This is a genomic window from Tardiphaga sp. P9-11, from assembly GCF_008329525.1.
GTDB lineage: Bacteria > Pseudomonadota > Alphaproteobacteria > Rhizobiales > Xanthobacteraceae > Tardiphaga.
In genome coordinates, this window is record NZ_NPKQ01000004.1 from 417,673 (window position 1) to 439,297 (window position 21,625).

23 protein-coding genes are annotated in these 21,625 nt (G+C 62.3%); 11 read left to right on the top strand and 12 right to left on the bottom strand.

Translation table 11 applies throughout. The annotated features are described in order from the left end of the window. Position 1 precedes the first annotated feature (1 nt). Genes CIW50_RS17370 through CIW50_RS17385 form a run of 4 tightly spaced genes read right to left on the bottom strand, consistent with a single transcriptional unit; the run spans position 2 to position 4,051 of the window. A complete protein-coding gene (locus tag CIW50_RS17370; RefSeq protein WP_246664308.1) occupies positions 2-955 on the bottom strand; it encodes a hydroxyacid dehydrogenase in 954 nt (317 codons plus the stop codon). Between the two features lies 1 nt (position 956). After that, entirely contained in the window at positions 957-1,862 is a 906-nt protein-coding gene (locus CIW50_RS17375; protein WP_149532452.1) for a fumarylacetoacetate hydrolase family protein, read from the bottom strand. A gap of 16 nt (positions 1,863-1,878) precedes the next feature. Further along, positions 1,879-3,018, bottom strand: a complete 1,140-nt coding sequence (locus CIW50_RS17380) for a mandelate racemase/muconate lactonizing enzyme family protein (protein WP_149532453.1) — start codon at positions 3,016-3,018, stop codon at positions 1,879-1,881. Between the two features lie 58 nt (positions 3,019-3,076). Next, positions 3,077-4,051 carry a Bug family tripartite tricarboxylate transporter substrate binding protein gene (locus tag CIW50_RS17385; protein WP_149532454.1) on the bottom strand — a complete coding sequence of 325 codons (975 nt, stop codon included), beginning with the start codon at positions 4,049-4,051 and terminating at the stop codon, positions 3,077-3,079. Between the two features lie 121 nt (positions 4,052-4,172). On the opposite strand from CIW50_RS17385, the gene CIW50_RS17390 reads away from it, so the two are divergent. After that, positions 4,173-4,877 (top strand): GntR family transcriptional regulator, encoded by a 705-nt coding sequence (locus CIW50_RS17390; RefSeq protein ID WP_246664309.1) that lies wholly within the window; start codon positions 4,173-4,175, stop codon positions 4,875-4,877. Between the two features lie 9 nt (positions 4,878-4,886). Here the strand turns inward: CIW50_RS17390 and CIW50_RS17395 are convergent, their stop codons facing one another. Beyond that, positions 4,887-5,357: an MEKHLA domain-containing protein gene (locus CIW50_RS17395; protein WP_149532455.1), complete on the bottom strand. Its 471-nt coding sequence runs from the start codon at positions 5,355-5,357 to the stop codon at positions 4,887-4,889. Between the two features lie 166 nt (positions 5,358-5,523). On the opposite strand from CIW50_RS17395, the gene CIW50_RS17400 reads away from it, so the two are divergent. After that, positions 5,524-6,042 (top strand): DUF1697 domain-containing protein, encoded by a 519-nt coding sequence (locus tag CIW50_RS17400; protein ID WP_149532456.1) that lies wholly within the window; start codon positions 5,524-5,526, stop codon positions 6,040-6,042. A gap of 35 nt (positions 6,043-6,077) precedes the next feature. On the opposite strand, the gene CIW50_RS17405 is transcribed toward CIW50_RS17400, so the two are convergent. Beyond that, a complete protein-coding gene (locus CIW50_RS17405) occupies positions 6,078-6,632 on the bottom strand; it encodes a TetR/AcrR family transcriptional regulator (protein ID WP_149532457.1) in 555 nt (184 codons plus the stop codon). A 212-nt stretch (positions 6,633-6,844) separates the two neighbouring features. Here CIW50_RS17405 and CIW50_RS17410 point away from each other — a divergent pair, with 212 nt between their 5' ends. The 8 genes from CIW50_RS17410 (at position 6,845) to CIW50_RS17445 (ending at position 14,572) form a co-directional block, all read left to right on the top strand. Beyond that, positions 6,845-8,005 (top strand): efflux RND transporter periplasmic adaptor subunit, encoded by a 1,161-nt coding sequence (locus CIW50_RS17410; RefSeq protein WP_149532527.1) that lies wholly within the window; start codon positions 6,845-6,847, stop codon positions 8,003-8,005. Positions 8,006-8,016: 11 nt separating this feature from the next. Beyond that, complete coding sequence (locus tag CIW50_RS17415; protein ID WP_149532458.1) at positions 8,017-11,178, top strand: multidrug efflux RND transporter permease subunit; 3,162 nt, start codon at positions 8,017-8,019, stop codon at positions 11,176-11,178. Positions 11,179-11,188: 10 nt separating this feature from the next. Then, positions 11,189-11,461, top strand: coding sequence for a hypothetical protein (locus CIW50_RS17420; protein ID WP_246664310.1), 273 nt, complete (start codon positions 11,189-11,191; stop codon positions 11,459-11,461). Further along, positions 11,458-11,793, top strand: coding sequence for a DMT family transporter (locus CIW50_RS17425; protein WP_149532459.1), 336 nt, complete (start codon positions 11,458-11,460; stop codon positions 11,791-11,793). Before CIW50_RS17420 ends, CIW50_RS17425 begins: the two co-directional genes overlap by 4 nt. Before the next feature lie 162 nt (positions 11,794-11,955). Then, positions 11,956-12,939 (top strand): Bug family tripartite tricarboxylate transporter substrate binding protein, encoded by a 984-nt coding sequence (locus CIW50_RS17430; RefSeq protein ID WP_197738378.1) that lies wholly within the window; start codon positions 11,956-11,958, stop codon positions 12,937-12,939. 30 nt (positions 12,940-12,969) lie between these two features. Continuing rightward, on the top strand, positions 12,970-13,764 hold the full coding sequence (locus tag CIW50_RS17435; RefSeq protein ID WP_068736808.1) for a class II aldolase/adducin family protein: 795 nt from the start codon (positions 12,970-12,972) through the stop codon (positions 13,762-13,764). A 79-nt stretch (positions 13,765-13,843) separates the two neighbouring features. Further along, positions 13,844-14,266, top strand: coding sequence for a group III truncated hemoglobin (locus tag CIW50_RS17440; RefSeq protein WP_149532461.1), 423 nt, complete (start codon positions 13,844-13,846; stop codon positions 14,264-14,266). A gap of 84 nt (positions 14,267-14,350) precedes the next feature. Continuing rightward, positions 14,351-14,572, top strand: coding sequence for a hypothetical protein (locus CIW50_RS17445; RefSeq protein ID WP_149532462.1), 222 nt, complete (start codon positions 14,351-14,353; stop codon positions 14,570-14,572). A gap of 93 nt (positions 14,573-14,665) precedes the next feature. Here the strand turns inward: CIW50_RS17445 and yghU are convergent, their stop codons facing one another. The 5 genes from yghU to blaBJP all read right to left on the bottom strand — a co-directional run bounded on the left by yghU (position 14,666) and on the right by blaBJP (position 19,211). Continuing rightward, entirely contained in the window at positions 14,666-15,538 is an 873-nt protein-coding gene (yghU, locus tag CIW50_RS17450; protein ID WP_149532463.1) for a glutathione-dependent disulfide-bond oxidoreductase, read from the bottom strand. A 203-nt stretch (positions 15,539-15,741) separates the two neighbouring features. After that, entirely contained in the window at positions 15,742-17,142 is a 1,401-nt protein-coding gene (locus CIW50_RS17455; RefSeq protein ID WP_149532464.1) for a TAXI family TRAP transporter solute-binding subunit, read from the bottom strand. Between the two features lie 62 nt (positions 17,143-17,204). Beyond that, the gene (locus CIW50_RS17460) at positions 17,205-17,774 is read right to left on the bottom strand and encodes a hypothetical protein (protein WP_246664311.1); all 570 of its coding nucleotides are present in this window, start codon (positions 17,772-17,774) and stop codon (positions 17,205-17,207) included. 49 nt (positions 17,775-17,823) lie between these two features. After that, a complete protein-coding gene (locus CIW50_RS17465; RefSeq protein WP_149532465.1) occupies positions 17,824-18,228 on the bottom strand; it encodes a GFA family protein in 405 nt (134 codons plus the stop codon). A 95-nt stretch (positions 18,229-18,323) separates the two neighbouring features. Then, positions 18,324-19,211: a BJP family subclass B3 metallo-beta-lactamase gene (gene blaBJP / locus CIW50_RS17470; RefSeq protein ID WP_149532466.1), complete on the bottom strand. Its 888-nt coding sequence runs from the start codon at positions 19,209-19,211 to the stop codon at positions 18,324-18,326. Between the two features lie 180 nt (positions 19,212-19,391). Here blaBJP and CIW50_RS17475 point away from each other — a divergent pair, with 180 nt between their 5' ends. Next, positions 19,392-20,375: a zinc-binding metallopeptidase family protein gene (locus tag CIW50_RS17475; protein WP_149532467.1), complete on the top strand. Its 984-nt coding sequence runs from the start codon at positions 19,392-19,394 to the stop codon at positions 20,373-20,375. Between the two features lie 74 nt (positions 20,376-20,449). Here CIW50_RS17475 and CIW50_RS17480 read toward each other — a convergent pair whose 3' ends face one another. Further along, positions 20,450-21,430, bottom strand: a complete 981-nt coding sequence (locus tag CIW50_RS17480) for a Bug family tripartite tricarboxylate transporter substrate binding protein (RefSeq protein WP_149532468.1) — start codon at positions 21,428-21,430, stop codon at positions 20,450-20,452. Positions 21,431-21,625: the final 195 nt, after the last annotated feature.

Sequence of the window (21,625 nt, forward strand, 5' to 3'; positions counted from 1 at the left end):
CTCACGCTGCCTTGTGACCGGGATTGACGAGATTGAGCGGCTGTTCGCCGCGCAGGATGCGGAGCATTTCTTCGGCGGCACCGACGGCCATGCCGCGGCTGCTACTGGCGGTGATCGCTGCCGCATGCGGCGTCAGCAGCAGGTTCGGGCAATCGAACAAAGCATCATCGGCGGGCAGGGGCTGCATGTCGAACACATCGAGCGCCGCGCCGCCGAGTTTTCCGGCCTTGAGCGCGGCGATCAGTGGGGCGTTCTCCACGACGGCGCCGCGTGAAACGTTGACCAGAACCGCGTCGGGCTTCATCTGGCCAATGCGCGCGGCATTGACGAGGCCGCGCGTTTCATCGGTCAGTGAACAGCAGATCACGAGCGCATCGCTGCGCGCGAACAATTGATCCAGCGAGACTTCTTCGACATCGGCGGGAAGTAATCCCTTGCGCCGCGATGTGCCGATCACCTTCATGCCAAAACCGTGCCTGGCGATCTGTGCGACGCGACGGCCGATCGTGCCGACCCCGAGAATACCGAGTGTCGAGCCGTTCAGTTCGGTGAAGGTCTCGGCTGTTGCGCGCGACGCGCCCCAGCCCTTATCGCGTATCAGCCCGTTCATGAGATGGATCGGACGCCGCAGATGCAGCAGCGCCGACACCGCATATTCCGCGACGGCACTTGTATTGCTGCCCGGCAGATTGGCGACGGCGACGCCGCGCGCCGTGGCCGCATCGACGGGGATGAAATCGAGGCCGACGCCGTGACGGACTATGCCCTTCAGGCGCGGCGCGTGATCGACGATATCGTCGGGCAGTTTTGCGCGCACGATGATGCCGTCGGCGTCTTTCGCCCATGCGCGCAGCGTGTCCGGCTTGGTATCGGGCGCCGTGATCAGCCGCGCATACGGCGACAGGATCGCTTCGCCATCGGCGTGCATTGGATTGGTCAGGAGAACGGTGGGCATGTCAGGCATCGAAAGCCGGTCCTTCGGTAATGGGATTGGCGAGCTGGCCAAGTCGCTCGACACTGGCGGTCACGGTTGAACCGGGTTTCAGCCAGGCCGGAGGCTTATGCATCGCCGCGACACCAGCTGGCGTTCCGGTCGCAATGACGTCGCCAGGCTCGAGCGGCCCGCGATGCGACAGCCAGGACACGAGGTCGGCGACGCCGAAGATCATGTCCTTGGTCGATCCCTTCTGCAGCACCTTGCCGTCGATGGTCAGCGACACCTGCAGCGCTTGCGGATCGGCGATCTCGTCAGATGAGGCGAGGAACGGTCCGAACGGACCGAAACTCGAAATGTTCTTGCCGCGGTCGAAATGCCCGTCGGCCTTGATCATCTCGCTGGCGCTGATGTCGTTGAAGCAACCATAGGCCACGACGCATTCGAGTGCTTGTTCCTTCGATACGTTTACGGCGCGCTTGCCGATCACGGCGGCGAGTTCGGCCTCATAGGTGACACCGCCGATTCCGGCGGGAAGGACGATCGATCGGCCGGCAGCAATGACCGTGCGCGCGGCTTTCATGAACAGTACGGGCTCGGTTGGCGCGGCGATGCAACGCTCCGCCACCGCATCGCGATAGTTGTGCGCGATCCCGAAGATGCGGCGCGGGGCAGGGAGCGGCGCGAGCAGCGTTACGCGGTCCGCGCTTAGCCTGGCTGTGTCGGCCAGACCGTGAGCTGTGATGATACTGACGACCTTGCCAAGACCCGCTTCCAGAAAGGCCTGAATCTGCGGCGCGATGCCGTTCAGGCCCGCCCGCATCGCGGGGTGAGCCAGATCGACGACGACATCGGTGGGACGTGTGGCGTCGCCGATCAGGACGCCGGCGCGCGTCAGGCCCGACTCGACGAAGGTGACGAACTTCATGACTGCGACCTCGCCATCACGCGACGCGATATTTGTCGATGACCGCGCGGTCGACCTCGACTCCAAGGCCAGCTCCATTAGGCACGGTGATGACACCATTCATCTGCTGGATCGGCGTTTTCGCGAGATGATCGCGGAACGGGTTTTCCTCCTGTTCGAATTCGAGCATCGGCGGCATCGGAAACAGGCTGGGCGGCTGGTTCGGGATCGAGGCGAGGAAGTGGATCGTCGCAGCGAGACCGACCACCGAGCCCCAGGCATGCGGTACGCATTCGACGCCATGGGTGCTGGCGAGTGCGGCGATCTTCTTGCATTCGCTGATGCCGCCTGCGGCGCAGACGTCGGGCTGCACGATATCCATCGCCTTGCGGACGATGGCGTCGCGAAAACCCCAGCGGGTGAATTCGTTCTCGCCGCCGGCGACGGCCATATCGAGCGCGCGGGTGACTTCGACATAGCCGTCGATATCCTCCGGCGAAATCGGTTCCTCGAACCACTCGATGTCGAGCTCTTCGAGCTTGCGGCCGAGCTTGATCGCGGCGGGCACGGTGAGGCAGTGATTGGCATCGACCATCAGCTTGATGTCGGAGCCGATCGCCTCGCGCACGGCTTTCACACGCTCATAGTCGCGCTTGATCGAGCCGAGGCCGATCTTCATCTTGATCGCCTTGAAGCCAGCCTTCTTGTAACCGACGGCTTCCTCGACAGCCTCATCGACGAGGCGTTCCATGTCGGTGAAGTATAGACCTGTGGCGTAGCAGTCGACTTCGGTGCGGAAGGCGCCGCCGATCAGCTTGTGCACCGGCCTGTTGCAGGCCTTGCCGATGATGTCCCACAGCGCGATGTCGATGCCGCTGATGGCGGCGATCGACATGCCCTTCGGGCCATAGTCCTTGATGCGGTTGTAGAGATCTTCCCAGATCACTTCGACATCGAACGGATCGCGGCCGATGACGCGCGGCGCCAACTGGGTATCGATGAAGGCCTTGGCGACAGCAGAGGGACCGTAGCATTCACCCCAGCCAACGATGCCGTCACTGGTTTCGATCTCCACGAGGCAGGTGCCGCGCGTCTTGTAGAGCCAGCCGCGTGATGACGTGAATGGACGCTGCACGGGAGCGGCGACGACATGGCAGGTGATCTTCTTGATATTCAATGGTGTGTCCTCGTCGAGATCAGTCAGGTGGATGCGGCTGGCGTAGTGCCGGCAGCGTTTATTCTTTCGGGAAAGTTTGGGCGGCGACCTTGCCGATCGCGGCAGCGACGCCGTCGACTTCCCTGGCGAGCGCGTCGCCGGTCACGTCGTCGACCAGGAAGACGTTCTTCTTGGCGAATTCCTTGAAGCGCGGGTCCTGGATGGCGGCGCGGAACGCCGTCGTCAGCTTGGTGCGGACATCGTCCGGCAGGTTCGCCGGGCCGACCACATAGGCCATCTGCACGACGGGGCCATAAGGGAAAACGTCGATACCCTTTTCCTTGAAGGTCGGGACATCTGGAAACATTTCGAGCCGCTCATTGGCGAAGATGCCAATGGGCTTAAGCAGGTTGTCCTGAATCTGGCCAAGCGTTTCGGACGGTTTGAGCACTCCGGAGTCGACATGCTGTCCGATCAGATCGGCAACGACTTTCGAGCCGCCGGTATAGGGGACGTTGACATAGTCAACGCCGGCCGCGCGTGCGGTCATGGAGGCGAAGATGTGGTTGAGGTTGTAGTTGCCCGGCGTGCCGACGGTGACCTTGCCGGGCTTCGCCTTCATGTTGGCGATGTAGTCGGGGAGGGCCTTGATGGTGCCGGTGGAGGGCACCAGCAGCATCAACGGGTCGGTCGAGACGCGCGCGATGTGGGTGAAATTGCTGTTGGTGAGTCCGTTCGCCTTGTTCTGGGCGATCAATGCCAGCGTCGAACTGGTCCCCATGCCGATGGTGTAGCCATCCGGCGTGGAGCTCGCGACGCGCTTCATGCCGATGACGCCCGTGGCGCCAACAACGTTCTCAATGACGATCTTGATGCCGTGCTCGCGCAGGATCGGGTCCAGCGCACGTGCGGCGACGTCGTTGGAGCCGCCGGCATTCCACGGCACGATGAAGGTGATGTCTTTCTGCGGAAAGTTGGATTGCGCGTGAGCAGGCAGGGACCAGCATCCCAATACCAATCCGAGCGCGGCAAAGCTGACGCGTTGAACAAACATTGTTTTCCTCCCATTTTTGGTGTTTGTTATAACAAACATCTTAACGGGTCAATGGAACAATTCGCCGCGAGTTGCGGGCACGAATTTGCGGGACTCGGCAGGGTGAGGTAGCGAGCACAGAATGACTGCATTGAAACGGATCGAACGCGAACCGCTCTGGGACTTGGCGCATGCGCAGCTCCGGGACGCGCTACTCGCTGGCCGTTTCGCACCGGGCACGGTGCTGACACTGCGCGCCCTCGCGGAGAGTTTTGGGACCTCGATCACCCCGGTGCGCGATGCCGTTACGCGGCTGGTGGCTCAGGGCGTGCTGCAGCAGGGACCGCGCAATGCTGCGATCGTCCCGCATCTGACGGCGCGGGAGCTCGGCGATCTGACGGTGGTGCGCTGTGCGCTGGAGGGGCAGGCGGCGCGCGAAGCCGCGAGGCGATGCAACACGGCGGGACTCGAACGGCTGAAATCGCTGCTGGCGACGATGCAGTCGCTGATTGCTGCAAAGAATCTCGAAAGCTATCTCGATTATCACCGCCAGTTTCATTTCGAGATTTACGCGATGTCGGGTGTCCCGATCCTCGTGGAGACCATCGAGAATATGTGGCTGCGCTGCGGCCCGGTGCTATCCTTCGTGATCCCCGAATATGTCGTGCTGCTGAAGGGCTGGGATCACCATACGGCGGCGCTCAAGGCCATCGTCGCAGGCGATGCCGATGCCGCCGAGCGCGAGATTGTCGCCGATATCACCGAGGCCGCCGACTATCTCGCAAGCCTTGCCGATGCCAACGGACAGTTGCGCCGGCCGCTGCGTGAGGCGCTTGCGACGTCGTAGCTGCCGCGCTCACACATCCGTCCATGACGTGAAGAGCGCCGCCTGGCCGCAGCGCTTGCCGTTCTCGTCTCTCAGTTCCCAGACGATGCCGTCTTCGATCCAGAAGCGCCGGCCGGACTTCGCGATCCGCAACCCGCGATAATTGTCGATGAAGCCGTTGTGCGCGACGGCGTCGAGCAGGCGCTGGCGTTCGTCGCGGTTCGGTGCTTCGGCCGACAGCCGCGAAGGGATGGTGATGAATTCGTCCCAGCCATATTCGAAGCAAGATTGCGCGGTGCGATTGGCATAGACGAAAATGGGATCGGCCGCGGTGCTGTGCGCGAGGACGGCGAACGGTGCCTCGCCATAGAGCCAAGCCGCATCCTGATTGCCGCTGACGAGCGGCTTGCCCACGGTGCGCGCATAGCTACTGATCAGCAGGTTGAAGAAGTTGTCGTCCAATGCAGCCGGCGGAACTGCACATATCGTCGCGTCGGTCATCGGGCGTCTCACGTCATTGATGACTTGGAGATAGGGTAAGATGCGCGCGACGACATCACCGGCAAAAGCGGTGCTGACTTACCGAGTGCGCATGATATAGCGAATTCGTAGCCATCGTCGCGCCATTTTGGGGCGAGCGATGCGCAGTGACGGGTGAGGTCAAGTGATGACGGCCTATGTGGCGCTGTTGCGTGCTGTGAATGTGGGCGGCACCGGCAAGCTGCCGATGACCGAACTGAAAGCCATGTGCGAGGATGCCGGGTTTTCTGAGGTGAAGACCTATATCGCCAGCGGCAATGTGGTTTTCACCAGCAAGGCGTCGGAGAAGGCGGTGAAGGCCGCGCTCGACAAGCGGCTGCTGGCCTATGCGGGCAAGCCGGTCGGCGTGCTGGTGCGGACGGCGGCGGAGATGGCAGCCGTGCTGAAGGGCAATCCATTTCCAAAAGCCGCGCCGAACCGCATGGTGGCAATCTTTCTCGACAGAGCACCGCCGAAGGACGTGCTCGATGGCGTGAGCGGGCAGAAGGATGAAGAGATGGCGCTCGGCAAGCGCGAGATCTATGTCCATTACGGCCAAGGCATGGGCACGTCGAAGCTGAAGATCAAGGCTGCGACCGCCGGTACAGCGCGCAACATGAACACGATTGAAAAGCTAGCCGAGATGGCGGCAGCACTGCCAGGTTAGGCTTCGCTGCGTCCGGATCGCCAACAAGGTGCGATTTACTCGGTCGCCAGTCCGATCAATCGCGTGCGCAGCTGATCACGATCCATGCGTAGATCTGCCGGCAGTTGCTGCAGATCTGCGAGCCAGACGCCGTCGGCGGCATAGCGGACGATCTCAAGCTCGGGCGCTGCATCGGTGGCGTGATGGCGCTGCAGGCGGGCGCGCAGCCAGTCCGACCAATGCGTACGTGCCACCGGATCGGTGAGCAGCGCGACGCAGGTCGATTCGAGGGCCGGAGCGAATTCGGCCATCGAGAACGTCGCAATGATGTAGGCGCGGGTGAAACAGCCGTAGCCTTCGCCATCATGCGCGAGCGTCGCTTCGATAGCGGCGTCGAACTTGTCGATCTGGTCTTTGAGGACCGCGTCGATCAGCTTCTCCTTGTTCGGGAAGTGGTGAAACAGCCCGCCTTTGGTGACGCCTGCGGCATCCGCCACCGCCTGCACCGTGACGGCCTGCAGGCCACGTTCGATGGCGAGGCGTGCGGCGCAGTCGATCAGGGTTCGCCGCACGAGCTCGGGCTGCTTCTTGCGTTCATAGCCTTCGTTCATTGGGGCATCTGGCCGAGCGTCATTCGGACTGGCAAGCGCAATCAGCTCTGACCGCCCGTATTGTTGCGATGCGAAGGAAGATATTGTAAACAAACCGACCACGCGGTATGTTTAATGTCTGACTCGCAAGTCGGATTTGTTCCCTGTGCCGTGAGCGCCATCGGCGGCTCCAGCCCATCCGATCCATGGTGATACAAGTGTTTGATACGTCGATGTTTTATGTCCGGATCGCCGGCGTGCTGGCCATTGCGCTGACGCTCGCCGGGTGCGGTGATGGCAAACAGGCGGGAGCCGGGCAGGCGCCGCCGGCCACGGCGGTCAGCGTGGTGACAGTAGCGCCGCAGACGCTGCGGATTATCAACGATCTTCCCGGCCGGATCGCGCCGACGCGGATCGCCGAGGTGCGGCCGCGGGTTGCCGGCATCCTTGTCGAACGCGTGTTCAAGCAGGGCACCATCGTTCGCGAGGGCGACGTGCTGTACCGCATCGATCCCGCACCGTTCCGCGTACGCGTCAACAGCGCCAAAGCCGCGCTGCAGCGTGCGGAAGCCACGCGCGTGCTGGCCAAGCAGCAGGCGGATCGCCAGACCCAATTGAAAGAACGGGACGTCACCACCGGGCAGCTCTACGACCGCGCCGTTGCCGAACTCGCACAGGCCGAGGCCGATGAAGCCTCGGCACGCGCGGGCCTCGAAGCCGCACAGCTCGATCTGCAATACACCGACGTGCGCGCGCCGATCACCGGCCGCATCGGACGTGCGTTGATCACCGAAGGCGCACTGGTCAGCGTCGGCGGCAGCGAGAGCCTCGCCACTATCCAGCAGCTCGAACCGGTCTATGCCGACTTCACGCAATCCGCGAACGAACTCCTGACGCTGAAGCGCGCCGCGCAGGCGAACGCGAAGGAGCAAGGGCGCGATGCCGCGGAAGTACGTCTCAAGTTCGATGACGGTTCTGAATACGCGCGCAGCGGGCTGCTGCTGTTCTCGGAGGCAGCCGTGGATGCCACCACCGGCCAGATCACCCTGCGCGGCGAGTTTCCCAATCCCGATGGCGATCTGTTGCCCGGCATGTATGTGCGCGTACAGATCGTGCAGGGCGAGCAGAGAGATGCGCTTTCAGTCCCCGAACGCGCGCTGCAACGCGATCCCGGCGGGCAGGCGCAGCTCTATGTCGTCAATGCCGAGCGCAAGGCGGAATTGCGCAGCGTGACGCCGTCGCGTCTCGTCAATGGTCGCTGGATCATCGGGAACGGGCTAAATGCCGGCGACAGCGTCGTCGTCGAGGGCTTCCAGACGCTGGCGCCTGGCGCCACCGTCGATCCGAAACCCTGGCGCAATCAGTCGGCGGATGCCGCCAATCCGGCGAAGTAAGGCTCATTCAGATGTCCAGTTTCTTCATCGCGCGCCCGATTTTCGCATGGGTGATCGCCATCTTCATCATGATCGCCGGTGCGCTGGCGATTCCGAATTTGCCGGTCGCGCAATATCCGAACATCGCACCGCCGCGCATCGCGATCTCCACCAACTATCCCGGCGCGTCGTCCGAGGAAATCTATCAAGGCGTCACGCGACTGATCGAGGATCAGCTCAACGGCATTCCCGGGCTGATGTATTTTGAATCCACGGCGGATGCGACCGGCGCAATCCAGATCGACGTCACGTTCCAGCCCGGCACCACGATCGCGCAGGCGACGGTGGATGTGCAGAACCGCATCCGCCGCGTGGAATCGCGGCTGCCGCGTGCAGTGACGCAGCAGGGCATCATCGTCGAGGAAGGCTCGATCGCCTTCCTGCTGTTCATCTCGATGCAGACCACCGACGGCAGCATGGATAGTATCGCGCTTGGCGACTACATCACGCGCAACGTGCTGAGCGAAATTCGCCGCGTGCCCGGCGTCGGCAAGGGGCAGTTGTTTGGCACCCAGCGCTCGATGCGGGTGTGGATTGATCCCGACAAGATGCTCGGGCTCGGCCTGACCGCGGCGGACATCACCGCTGCGATCACCGCACAGAATGCGCAGGTCGCGGCCGGACGCATCGGCGCGACACCCAATCCGGTGTCGCAGGAAGTCTCCGCACCGGTTCTGGTCAAGGGACAGCTCGGCACGCCCGACGAGTTCGGTGCCATCGTGCTGCGCGCCAATCGCGATGGCTCGTCGGTGCGGTTGCGTGATGTCGCGCGTGTCGAGGTCGGCGGCGAGGACTATAATTTCGCCAGCCGCCTGAACGGCAAGCCGGCTGCCGCCATCGGCGTGCAGATGTCGGCCACAGGAAATGCGCTGGCGACCTCCGAGGCCGTCAACGCCAAGATGAAGGAGCTGTCGAAATTCTTCCCAAAGGGGCTGACCTACGAAATTCCCTATGACACAACGCCGTTCGTGAAGGCATCGATCGAGAAGGTACTGCATACGCTGCTCGAAGCGATGGCGCTGGTCTTCATCGTGATGTTCCTGTTCCTGCAAAACATCCGTTACACGCTGATCCCGACCATCGTGGTGCCGATCGCTCTGCTCGGTACTTGCGCGGTGATGTTCGCGACCGGTTTCTCGATCAATGTGTTGACCATGTTCGCCATGGTGCTGGCGATCGGCATCCTTGTCGATGACGCCATCGTGGTGGTGGAAAATGTCGAGCGCCTGATGGCGCAGGAAGGGCTGTCTCCACGCGCCGCCACGATCAAGGCGATGCAACAGATTAGCGGCGCCATCATCGGCATCACGCTGGTGCTGACCGCGGTGTTCGTACCGATGGCGTTCTTCCCCGGCGCGGTCGGCATCATCTACCGTCAATTCAGCCTCACCATGGTGGTGTCGATCCTGTTCTCGGGTTTCCTTGCACTGACGCTGACGCCGGCACTGTGCGCGACATTCCTGAAGCCGGTCGCCAAAGGCCATCACGCGAGGGGCGGCTTCTTCGGCTGGTTTAACCGCAAGTTTGACGTGCTGGCGGGACGCTATCGTTCCAGCGTTAGCTGGGCGACCGGCCGCACCGGCCGAGTCATGGTGGTCTATCTGGCGCTGTTGGTCGGTCTCGGCTGGGCCTATATGCGGCTGCCGTCGGGCTTCCTGCCGACCGAGGACCAGGGCTATGTAATCACCGATATCCAGGCGCCGCCGGAGGCGAGCCAGACCCGCACGCTGCAATCGGTGCAGACGGTCGAGAGCGTCTTTGCGAAGGAGCCGGGCGTCGCCAGCGTGTTTACGGTGCTGGGTTTCAGCTTCTCGGGAAACGGACTGAGCTCGGGCATCGCATTCCCGACGCTGAAGGACTGGAGTGAGCGTGGATCGAAGGATGCCGCCCCGGCCATAGTCAATCGCGTCAACGGTGAATTCGCCAAGATCGGCGACGCCATGGCCTTTGCGCTGTCGCCGCCGCCGATTGAAGGCCTGGGTAATTCCACCGGCTTCACCTTCCGTCTGCAGGATCGCAGCAGCCGCGGTTCGGCGGCCTTGTCCGCTGCTGCAAGTCAGTTGATGGCTGCCGGTGCCAAGAGCGCGGTGCTCACTGGGCTGCGTATTGAAGGGCTTTCGAATTCGGCGCAACTCAATCTCGTGATTGACCGCGAGAAGGCGAATACGTTCGGCGTGTCCTTTGCGGACATCAACGCCACAATCTCGGCCAGCCTCGGCTCGTCCTATATCAACGACTTCCCCAATGCCGGTCGCATGCAGCGCGTCACCGTGCAGTCGGATGACGGCAAACGCATGCAGGCTGACGACCTGCTGCGGCTGAATGTCCGCAATGCCAGCGGCGGGATGGTGCCGCTGGCGGCTTTCGCGCGCACCGAATGGGCGAAGGGACCGGTGCAGGTGGTTGGCTTCAATGGCTATCCGTCGATCCGCATCGCGGGCGACGCGGCGCCGGGCTATTCATCCGGCGATGCGATCGCGGAGATGGAGGGGCTGGTAGGGCAACTGCCCGATGGCTTCGGCTTCCAGTGGGCCGGACAATCGCAGCAGGAGATCGAGTCCGGAAATCAGGCGCCGTTCCTGCTCGGGCTCAGCGTGCTGTTCGTGTTCCTGCTGCTGGCAGCGCTGTATGAGAGCTGGTCGATCCCGCTGTCGGTGATGCTGGTGGTGCCGCTCGGCGTCATCGGATCACTGCTCGCGGTGATGCTGCGCGACATGCCGAACGACATCTACTTCAAGGTCGGCCTGATCGCCATCATCGGCCTGTCAGCTAAGAATGCGATCCTGATCGTTGAATTCGCCAAGGATCTGCATGCCGAGGGCAAGTCATTGCGCGAGGCGGCCATCGAGGCAGCGTTCATCCGCTTCCGGCCGATCCTGATGACGTCGCTGGCCTTCATTCTCGGTGTGACGCCGCTGGCGATCGCCACCGGGGCCAGCGCCGGTAGCCAGAACGCCATCGGTACGGGCGTGCTTGGCGGCATGATATCGGCCACCGTGCTCGCGGTGCTGTTCGTGCCGGTGTTCTACGTGTTCGTCCTCAAGCGGATGCCGGCCAAGCGTACGCGTCCCGATACCGACGATGAGGAGGCGGCGACTCCTCACGACGGAACATCGCGTTCGATTGTGTCATAGGGAGGGGATCATGCGCCGCATGATGTTCGACGCGCACGACCTTGACCCGGACTGGCTGACTTATGGCGATCGTGTGCGCATGAGTCCGCTGGGGCTCGAACGGCATCCGTCCTATGGCAACCGCGAGGGCGTCATCGTCGGCATGGGCACGCCGAACAGCGTGCGCGTCAAGTTCGACGACCGCGTCACGGTGCAGGCCATTCATCGCGACTATCTCGAACGCACCCCGGTAAAGAGCATTGCAGGCAGGAACAGTTCCGGACCTGCGGGGCGCGCGTCATGACTTACACTTACGCGTTTCTCGCCATGGCGATTGTCTGCGAAGTCATCGCCACCAGTTTCCTCAAGCTCTCCGATGGCTTCAGCAAGCCCATGCCGTCGCTGGTCACGGTGATCGGCTATGGTGTGTCGTTCTACTTTCTGTCCATCGCGCTACGCGACATCCCAACTGGCGTGGCCTATGCCATCTGGTCGGGCGTCGGCATCGTACTGGTGACTGGCGCCGCTTGGGCATTCCAGGGCCAGAAGCTCGACCCGGCCACTTTGTGCGGGCTCGGGCTGATCGTCTCCGGCGTGATCGTCATCAATCTGTTTTCGAACGCCGCGGTGCATTGATTCACCGAGACGGCAGCTTCCCGTTCGTCGATTGCGCGTCCCGTGTAATCCGATAGCTGCCCGGCTTATTTAGTCGTCGCATCGGTTGGGCTCTTGTTTTAGCCTCTCCCGAAAATGTCGTTCCAGGCGAAAGCCCAATGGACCGGCGCAAAGGGAGAAAACGTGAGCAACAACAAGAAGAGGCGATGGTTTGCCATCGCCGGGGTGCTTGCCGCATCGTTGTTCGCCGTGGCGCCGGTGCAGGCGCAGCAATATCCCGATCGCAACATCACGATGGTCGTGCCATTTCCGCCCGGCGGAACGACCGACATCGTCGCGCGCATCCTCACCGAACAGCTCAGCTCCGAACTCGGCAAACAGGTGGCGATCGAGAACCGCGGCGGCGCCAGCACGTCGATCGGTGCGCAAGTTGTCGCCGGTGCTGACAAGGATGGTTACACGCTGCTGTTCGCCAGCGCGACGACCTTCACGACCAACCCGCATCTGCTGGCTTCCATCAAATACAAGCTGGAGGATTTCGCGCCGGTCGCGATGGTGGTGAAGGTGCCGTTTGCCTTCGTCGTGAAGAAGGACTTTCCGGCCGCCGACGTCGCGGCGTTTCGTGCCTATGCGCTGGCTAATCCGAGCAAGGTCAACAACGCTACCAACGGGCCGGGCAGCACGGTGCATTTGATGGGCGAGATCGTCGCCCGCGGACTCGGCGTGAAGCTGCAGCATGTTCACTACCGCGGTGCCGCACCGGCGATGAACGACATGCTCGCGGGCATCGTCGACAGCAATGTGGAAGCGCTGACCAATACGGTGCCGAACCACAGAGCGGGCACCTACCGTGCGCTGGCCGTCTTGTCCGAGGAGCGCCTTCCGCAATTGCCGGATGTGCCGACCTTTAAGGAGCTCGGATTCCCCTCGATCGTCGGCGCGACATGGTTCGCGGTCTTCGCGCCCGCGGGTACGCCGCGGCCGGCTCTGGATAGGCTCAGCGCCGCCATCACCCGCATCGTCAGGACGCCGGAATTTGCAAGGAAGATGGAGCCGATCGGCAATCAGCCGTGGCCGATGACGCCGGCGGAACTCGAGACCCATGTGAAGAGCGAGCGCGACCGCCTGGGTAAACTCATTCGCGAAGCCGGCATCACGGTCGACTGACCGCGTGAACAAGATCAAGGGAGAACATCAATGAATGCAGCCGTCAGCTCACCCGCAGTAAAAGTCGTCCGTTCGGTGCAGGATCAGGTCAGCCCCGAGGAATGGCAGTCGCGCGTCAATCTCGCGGCCTGCTACCGCCTGACGGCCATGTATGGCATGACTGAGATGATCGCCAACCACATCTCCTGCCGCGTGCCGGGAACGGAAGACCAGTTCCTGATCAATCCCTATGGGATGCTCTATGAGGAGATCGATGCGTCGAGCCTTGTGAAAATCGACCTCGACGGCAACACGCTGTTCAACGCATCCGACTACGCCGTGAATGCCGCGGGCTTTGTGATCCACAGTGCTATCCACATGGCGCGTCACGATGTCGATTGCGTCGCACATACCCACACGGTGGCCGGCATGGCCGTATCGGCGATGGAGTGCGGGTTGCTGCCGGTGGCGCAGACCTGCATGCGCTTCCTTCATGTCGCCTATCACGATTTTGAGGGCATCGCGGACAATCCAGAAGAGCGGGAACGACTGATCGCGCATCTCGGCAATCACGAGGCGATGGTGCTGCGTAATCACGGTCTGCTGGTGGTCGGCAAGACCATCGCCGCCGCTTTCAACGTGCTGTTCCGGATGGAGCGGGCCTGTCAGGTTCAGGTTGCAGCGCTGTCGTGCAACACCAAGCTCATCACGCCGCCACAGAAGGTCCTGCAGGATACCTATGACCGCATGAAGCCGCGCGACAATGTTCCGGGTCTCAGTGGCGAACTAGCCTGGCCGGCACTGCTCCGCAAGCTCGACCGGGTCGATCCGTCCTATCGCAACTGAGTTTGCGCTGGATCAATTGCAAACGGATTTCGGGCGATGGCGGTTGCCGAGCTGGCCGCCGTCGCCTACATCAGGGCGCATGACGCAGACCTCTGAAATCGGCTTCACCAGCTTCCAGCCCTCCCTGAATGAGGAAAATATCGCGCTTCTGGTGCAGACCTTTTACGGCCGTGCCCGCGAGGATGATTTGCTGGGGCCGATCTTCAACGGTGCGGTGACCGACTGGGATCATCACATCGCGCAGATCAGCGATTTCTGGTCGTCGATGATGCTGAAGACCGGCCGCTACAATGGCCGGCCTATGCGTCCACATCTCGTGCTGCCGCTGAAGGGCGAACATTTCGATCGCTGGCTTTTGCTGTTCGAACAGACAGCGCGCGAGATATTTCCGGCTGAGGTCACCGAGGCCTTCATGATCCGCGCGCGCCGTATCGCTGACAGTTTCGAGATGGGCGTTGCCTCGGTGCGCGGCGAAATCGCTGCGCCGCGACATAGCGTTTAAGCGGCAGGCACGTAATGCATAGCCGGTCTTGCGAGAGCCGGTGGTTGCGCTAGGCTGCGGCTCCAACAAACCGGGAGTCGGTCCATGAAACGTCTGTCTGTTCTCGTCCTCTTGAGCCTGTTCAGTGCTGCGCCCGCAATGGCGCAATCCTGCAACGCCGTCAGCGGCGACGGCAAGCCGCTAGCGGGCGCCGCCAAGAAGAGCTTCATGAAGAAGTGCTGCGAGGACAACGCCAAGAGTGCCGAGGGCAAGCCACTGGCCGGCGCCGCCAAGACCTCATCGGTCAACAAGTGCATGAAGAGCTGAGGCTGCAGCCTCACGCATCCAGACGTGCAAAAGCCCCGCTCGCGCGGGGCTTTTCGATTCCGGGCCGAAGCGACATCAACGCGAGCCGTGGTCTCAGCTCGTCGCTTCGAGCTTGTCCTGTGTCTTCGTCTCGAAGTCGCTGGCATCGTGGCGCTCGCGCAACTGGGACGCGGGATCGCCGAAGGCACGATTGACCATGCGACCACGCTTCACAGCCGGGCGTGCCGCGATCGCATTGGTCCAGCGCTGGACGTTCTTGTAGCTTGCGACATCGAGGAATGTCGCGCTGTCGCCATAGAGAAGGCCTTGTGCGAGGCCGCCATACCATGGGAACACGGCGATATCGGCGATGGTGAGTTCGGAGCCGGCGAGATACTCGCTCTCGGCGAGGCGGCGATCGAGCACATCCATCTGCCGCTTCACCTCCATCGCAAAGCGGTCGATGGCATATTCGATCTTGGTCGGCGCGTAGGCATAGAAGTGCCCGAAGCCGCCGCCGAGATAGGGCGCGCTGCCCATCTGCCAGAACAGCCAGGACAGGCATTCTGCGCGTCCCGCAGCATCCCCGGGAATAAACGCGCCGAACTTCTCGGCGAGATGCAGCAGGATTGCGCCGGACTCGAAGACGCGGATCGGCTTGTCGCCGCTGCGATCCATCAAGGCCGGAATCTTGGAATTCGGATTGACCTCGACGAAGCCGGAGCCGAACTGGTTGCCGTCGATGCGGATCAGCCAGGCGTCGTATTCGGCTCCCTTGTGGCCGGCCGCGAGGAGCTCTTCCAGCATGATCGTGACCTTCTGGCCATTCGGCGTTGCCAGCGAATAGAGCTGCAGCGGATGCTTGCCGCTCGGCAGCTCCTTGTCATGGGTGGGGCCGGCGATGGGGCGGTTGGTTGAGGCGAACTGCCCGCCATTGGGCTTGTTCCAGGTCCAGACTTTGGGAGGCGTGTAGGGGGCGTCGGTCATGTCAGGCTGGCTCCGGAAAGGGGCAGGGTTCATGGTTGTCGGGGACAGGTAGGGTTGAATGCATCTGCATGCAAGGCCGCATTCGTGCAAGGCGACGGGGCGCTCGCCGGCTTCGTATTTGCCGTCCGGCGCCCGGAAAGCGCAGTCGATCATGGCGTCACCGCAGACCGTTGCTTTCGGGCGAGGCATCGATGCACTGCGACTCAGAGCATACGCAGCCGGGGCGGGTCGGCGATTGCCGCGCTCAATTCGGCGCGCCGATCGACGATGGCCTGATGGAATTGCGTCAGCACCAGATCGAACGCCATCAGGTCGCCTTCGTCGATGGCGCCGTCGTCGTAGCAGTCGAGCGTTTCACGCAGGATGGCATCGACATCGCTTTGCATCGTGATCAGGTCACCGATGGAGCCGGCGTTGCGCACGGTGGCGATGGCGCTAAGAAGGCGGTCGCGATGCAGCGTATTGAGATCTTTCTCATCTCGTTTCAGATAGTGGCCTAGCCAGGCCGCGGCCGAGCCGAGCACCGAGAGCAGCAGAAGGCCGCCCCAGAAATAATCGCTGTATTTCTCAAGGAATGTGCGCTCGGTGCCGTCGACGAACGCCGCTGCGCCCGGATGCGCCGGGATAGCGGCATCCTTGTCGGTATCCGGCTTCTCGATCTTCGAGGTATCGCGATTGTCCCTCGTCAGACCTTGTCGCGCCGCCAGCAGATGTTGAGTGAACGCGCTGGCGGCGGCGTCGGATAGCGTGCTTCTCGCGATGATCAGGTGATTGACGCTGACGGTTTCAACCTCGTCGGCCGGCCGTGCGGGTGATGCGCCGAAGCTGCTCTGCGGAATCGTCTCGGACCCGTACAGCGGGTGGCGCTGCACGATTGCGTCGGAGGCGTCGACCGGCAGGAATACTGGCTCACCGCGGGCCGACGCGCTGAGCGTAATGGCCTCGGAGGTGATCCTGCTGTCGCGTGCACCGACCGTCATGAACGCATCCAGCGCGGGATCATGTGCCATCTGCGCGATCTGATCGATGCCGAACTGCGAGACCTTGACCTTATCCACGGCGACGCCGGATTCCGCAAGGATGACATTCAGCAGTTTGATATTGTCCTCGCTGCGCCCGATCAGTCCGAGATGGCGGCCGGCGAGATCGCCGATGGCCCTGATCTTCGGTCTCGGCTTGGTGCCGCCCTTATGTGCGACGCCGGATGGCGCCCATAGCACCACGACGTTCTTGCGCAGCACCGCCAGGGACCGCGCATCGCGCGGCAATGCTATATCCGCACGGGCCACGGCGATGTCGGCGTTGGAGGCTGCGAGCAACGCGATGGCATCAAGCGCGGTGGGAGTGACGATCAGCGAAAGTTGAACCGGAGCGCGATCGTGGGCAAACGATGCAACCAGCGCCTGGATCAAGCCGCGATCATCGCTGTCCGGCGGCCCGACCGCGATTCGCAGCGTGATCGGTCGCGTCACCAGATACATGGTGCCGGCTGCGATGCTGAACAGTAGCAGCACAGTGCCGACGACCAGAAGCAGCGTATTCTTGCGTTTGCGGCGGCGAGGCTCCGCGGCGAGTAATCCGTTCCTCTTGTCGGTGCTGACCATGGGCTGCTGCCGCTATCTGACGAGGCACACCGAGCCGCATACCGCGATCGGTGCAGTCGGAATTAAACGGCGCTGCAGCGGTGCACGTTGCCGTCGCGCGCGGGCATGATACCAAAGTGCCGTTTGGCACAGGCGATGATTTCGCCATCGCTCGGGTGGTCGGAGGCTTCCACGGCGACGATGCGTGCGGCGATCTGAGGATCCTGCGTTCGGATGAAGGTGGCGAGCTCCAGTTTGGCAGTGGAGGGGCCCATGATCAGGATTTCGCCGGCATCGCTGACGGCGGCCATGACCTGTGCAAAAAAATCCCGGTCCGGCGCGGCATGCCCGCTGCCAATGGTATTGGCTCTGTGATGAATGTGTCGCGTCGACGGATGGGCGTGCAGTATGATCTCGCTATTACCCGTCAGCCCGACGTGAAAGATGCGGGCTTCCAGATGATCAATCCAGACGACGGCGTGGAAGTGGCTCGGCATGCGCGGGTCCTTTTCAGGTTCGACAACAGCAATGAAGCATCTTGTCTGACTGATCGCCGCGCCGCGTTGATATAGATCATGCTTTTGCGACGGCGCCATAAGCGGCGAGCGGAGGGCGCAGTGCCATCCGGTCTCCGTTTTTGGCGCGCCGCTCATTCGCCTTTTTCAGCGCCGCCATCTGCTTGGCGAGCTGCCTGTCGAAGTCTCACCAGTCCACTGTCCGGTCGTCGCCGCCGAATGCTGCCGGCATGGCGGCGTAATGCGGCAGGCCGTCGCGGACCGGAGCGATCGCTTCGCTGCAATTGATATGCAGGCTCGGCTTGAACGCGTCTCCGAGCAGATAGCCGTTGATGCTGCGCATGCCGATCCCGTCGAGTTCGATGATCAGCCGCGTGGCACACTTTGCGCAGCTGAGGCGCGGGGTCGTCTTCAGTGCGAACGACGTCGTGTCGCCCTGAACGACTTCGACACCGTCAGCCGGATAGACGGCCTCGGCCACATAGGCCGCACCGTGGACGGTCTGGCAGTCGGTGCAGTGGCACCAGAAATGAGCAATGGGGTCGGCGCTGATCCGGAGTTTGACAGCGTTGCAGGGGCAAGCGAGTTCCATGGGTACACCTCATATGATGCGCAAAACTACCAGCCGACCGCAATCGCCGACAACCGCCGCGGCTTGCGACAAATCGCTCGCCGCGGCGCCAGTCGTTATTTGCCGTTCTGCAACGCCGCCGTTTGCCTGGCGAGCTGCTTGTCGAAATCCTGTTCGAGCGTTGCTGCGTAAGTCGCGAGCTCGCCGGGTTTGACGAAAGGGTTCGGCGCGCCGTCCTTCATCGCCGCGCGCTTGGCCTGCATGGCATATACTTCCGGATGCGGTCCAAGCAGCACGTCGATCTTCATCGCTTTAACCTTGGCATAGGTCGACCGATAATCGTCGACGATGCCGGCATGGGTTGGATTGCCGACCAGCCGGTTCAGCGCCACGGTGCCGCTGCAGAAGAACAGGACCTCACGGTTCTCGCTGCCGTCCTTCACGGTCATTTCCCAGCTCGTGCAGCCCGGCGAGTGGCCGGGCGTCGCATGCGCCGTCAGTGTGGTGCTGCCGAGCGTGACCTTGTCGCCTTCGGTGACGGTGCGATCGACCTCGACCGACGGGAAGCCGATATCGGTGTTCTTTTCGTCGCCCGGATAGGTGCCGCTCTCGAGCAAAGGCTTATCGCGTGCGCCGGCGATCAGCTGCGCACCGGTCTCCTTCTTGATCTCGGCGAAGCCGCCGGTGTGATCGAAATGCGCGTGGCTGTTGAGGATGATCTTGATGTCGCTAACCTTGAAGCCAAGCTTTGCGATGTGGTCCTTTATCATCCCGGTCGATTGCGGGACGCCGGTGTCCATCAGGATCAGGCCGTCGGACGTCTTGATGATATAGACCGCGATGCCGTCGGTGCCGACGTAATAGATGTTGTCGATCAATTGAAACGGCTCAAACGGTGCGGTCCACTTGACCATGACTTGCGCCAGAAAATCCTTCACAGTCTGCGCTTGCGCGCCGCTTGCGAACAGCGCCAGAGCGCAGATGGCTCCTGCGAGTGTCTTCATGATGGCCTCCCTAGTTTGATTTTTATTGGTTCTTTTGAACGCCGGGATTGAAGCGCGATTTGGGCGGTGAGCTCAAGCTCCATTGCTGCATGCCGGGATCACGCATAACAGGCACGGCCGGGCGGCGAATGTTGCGCGCGCCGTTGAACCATCCCGGCCATTTCGGGTTAGACTTCATCCATGAAACAACTGATCTGCCCCAACTGCCAGACGCGCGTTTTCTTCGAGCAAAGCGATTGCGTGCAATGCGGCGAGGCGCTGATCTTCGACACCGCCCGGTCCAATATCGTCAGCGCCGCGTCAGCAATGTCCTGCGCCAATCGCAATCTGATCGCGTGCAACTGGGCCACGGATGAGAGCGATCCGTTCTGTCCCTCCTGCCGCCTGACGCGGACGATCCCCAATCTGGTATCCGATCGCAATGTCGCGCTCTGGAAGCGGGTTGAACAGGCCAAGCGGCGTCTGACCTACGATCTGACGCGGCTGAGGCTGCCCCTTGCTGTTTCGAGCGGCGCGCATATCGCGTTTGACATTCTCTCGGACGAGACCGCCGGACATCCGATCATGACCGGGCATTTGTCGGGGCTGATCACGATGAATCTCTCGGAAGCGGACGATGCCGAGCGCGAGGCGCGCCGCGCCGCGTTCCGCGAGCCATATCGCACGCTTCTCGGGCATTTTCGTCATGAGGTCGGGCATTTCTACTGGGAAGCGCTGGTCGATCAGTCGCAGCTTATCGGTCCGTTCCGTCTGATCTTCGACGACGAAACGCGCGACTATAACGAGGCACTCGCGGCCTATCACAATCGCGTCGATCGCTCGTGGAATAGCGATGCCTTTATCAGCGAATATGCGACCTCACATCCGTGGGAAGACTGGGCCGAGACCTTCGCGCATTTCCTGCACATCGTCTCGACGCTGGACACGGCGTCATCGCTGCCACTGTCACTGGACGAACGCTCGCGCCATACGCTGGACGATCCCTATCTCGAACGTGACTTCGAAGCGCTGTTGTCGCTGTGGGATGCCGTGTCCTACAGCATGAACGAACTCAACCGCTCGATGGGCATGAGCGATGCCTATCCGTTTCACCTGACGCAGGCGGTGAGGGGAAAACTGCATTTCGTGCATCTGGCGATTCTGAAAACGCGCAGCGAAGGGTGAGGGCGGCTCTGTCATTCGGGGGCGCGCCGATCTGCTTCGCAGACCTGCGCGCCGCGGAGTGATGAGCTATGTTCTTACTGCTCCATCTTGATTCCGGCGTCCGTGATCACCTTCTTCCAGCGCGCGATCTCGTCGGTGACGAAGGCGCGGAATTCATCCGGGGTGGTGCCCATGGGGACGATGCCCTGATCGTCGAGCTTCTTCTTCAGGTCAGGATCGGTGAGGGCCTTCTTCGCTTCGAGCGAGACCCGGTCGACGATCTCCTTCGGCGTACCCGCAGGCGCGATAATGCCGGACCAGGTGCCGGAGACGAAATCCGGCACGCCGGCCTCCGCCATGGTCGGCACGTCGCCGGCCGCCGGTACGCGCGCCTTGGCGGCCACAGCGAGCGCCTTGGCATTGCCGGACTTCACCTGCGACATCAGCGGACCGATGACGTCGAACATCACATTGATCTGGCCTCCAACCGTATCCTGCAGCGCGCCGGACGTGCCCTTGTAGGGAATATGCTGCAGATTGATGCCTTCGCGGCTCTTCAGCATTTCCATGGTCAGATGCGCTGCCGAGCCAATGCCTGACGAGGCGAAGTTCAGCGAGCCGGGCTTCGCCTTGGCGAGCGCGATGAACTCCTTCATGTCCTTGGCGGGCAGGGATGGCGTCGCGATCAGGATCAGTGGCGCGACCGAGGTCAGCGACACGTAGGTGAAGTCCTTCATCGCATCATAGGGCAGCTTCGGATTGAGCGTCGGGTTCACCGAATGCGCCGCGATCACCGTGCCGAAGGTGTAGCCGTCGGGGGCTGCCTTGGCGACGGCGTCGGTGCCGATCGCAGCATTGGCGCCGGGCTTGTTCTCGATCACGATTGGCTGGCCCAGTGCGATCGCCATCTTCTCCGAGACGAGGCGGGCCATCAGATCGGTGTAGCCGCCCGGCGTATAGGGCACGACCATGCGGATCGGCCGGTTCGGCCAGCTCTGCGCTTGTGCCATTCCGGCGCTGCCGGCGCAGGCGGCCATCACGGCGATCATGCTCGCGGCGCGGATGAAGCTCTTCATTATTTCATTTCCTCGACTGCCGGTGCGTTCCAAGGCGGCGGGAGCGCCGTAGCGCCTGCCTCGGATCGCTGACCGTTGTTCTTGTTGTCTGCCCGTTCTGCGCCGCGACGGATGTCGTGTTTGCAGAGTCCCGCATGCAGGTTATCGCATCGCACGTTAACGGGGGAAGTAGACGAAAGGCCGCTAAAGTCTGCT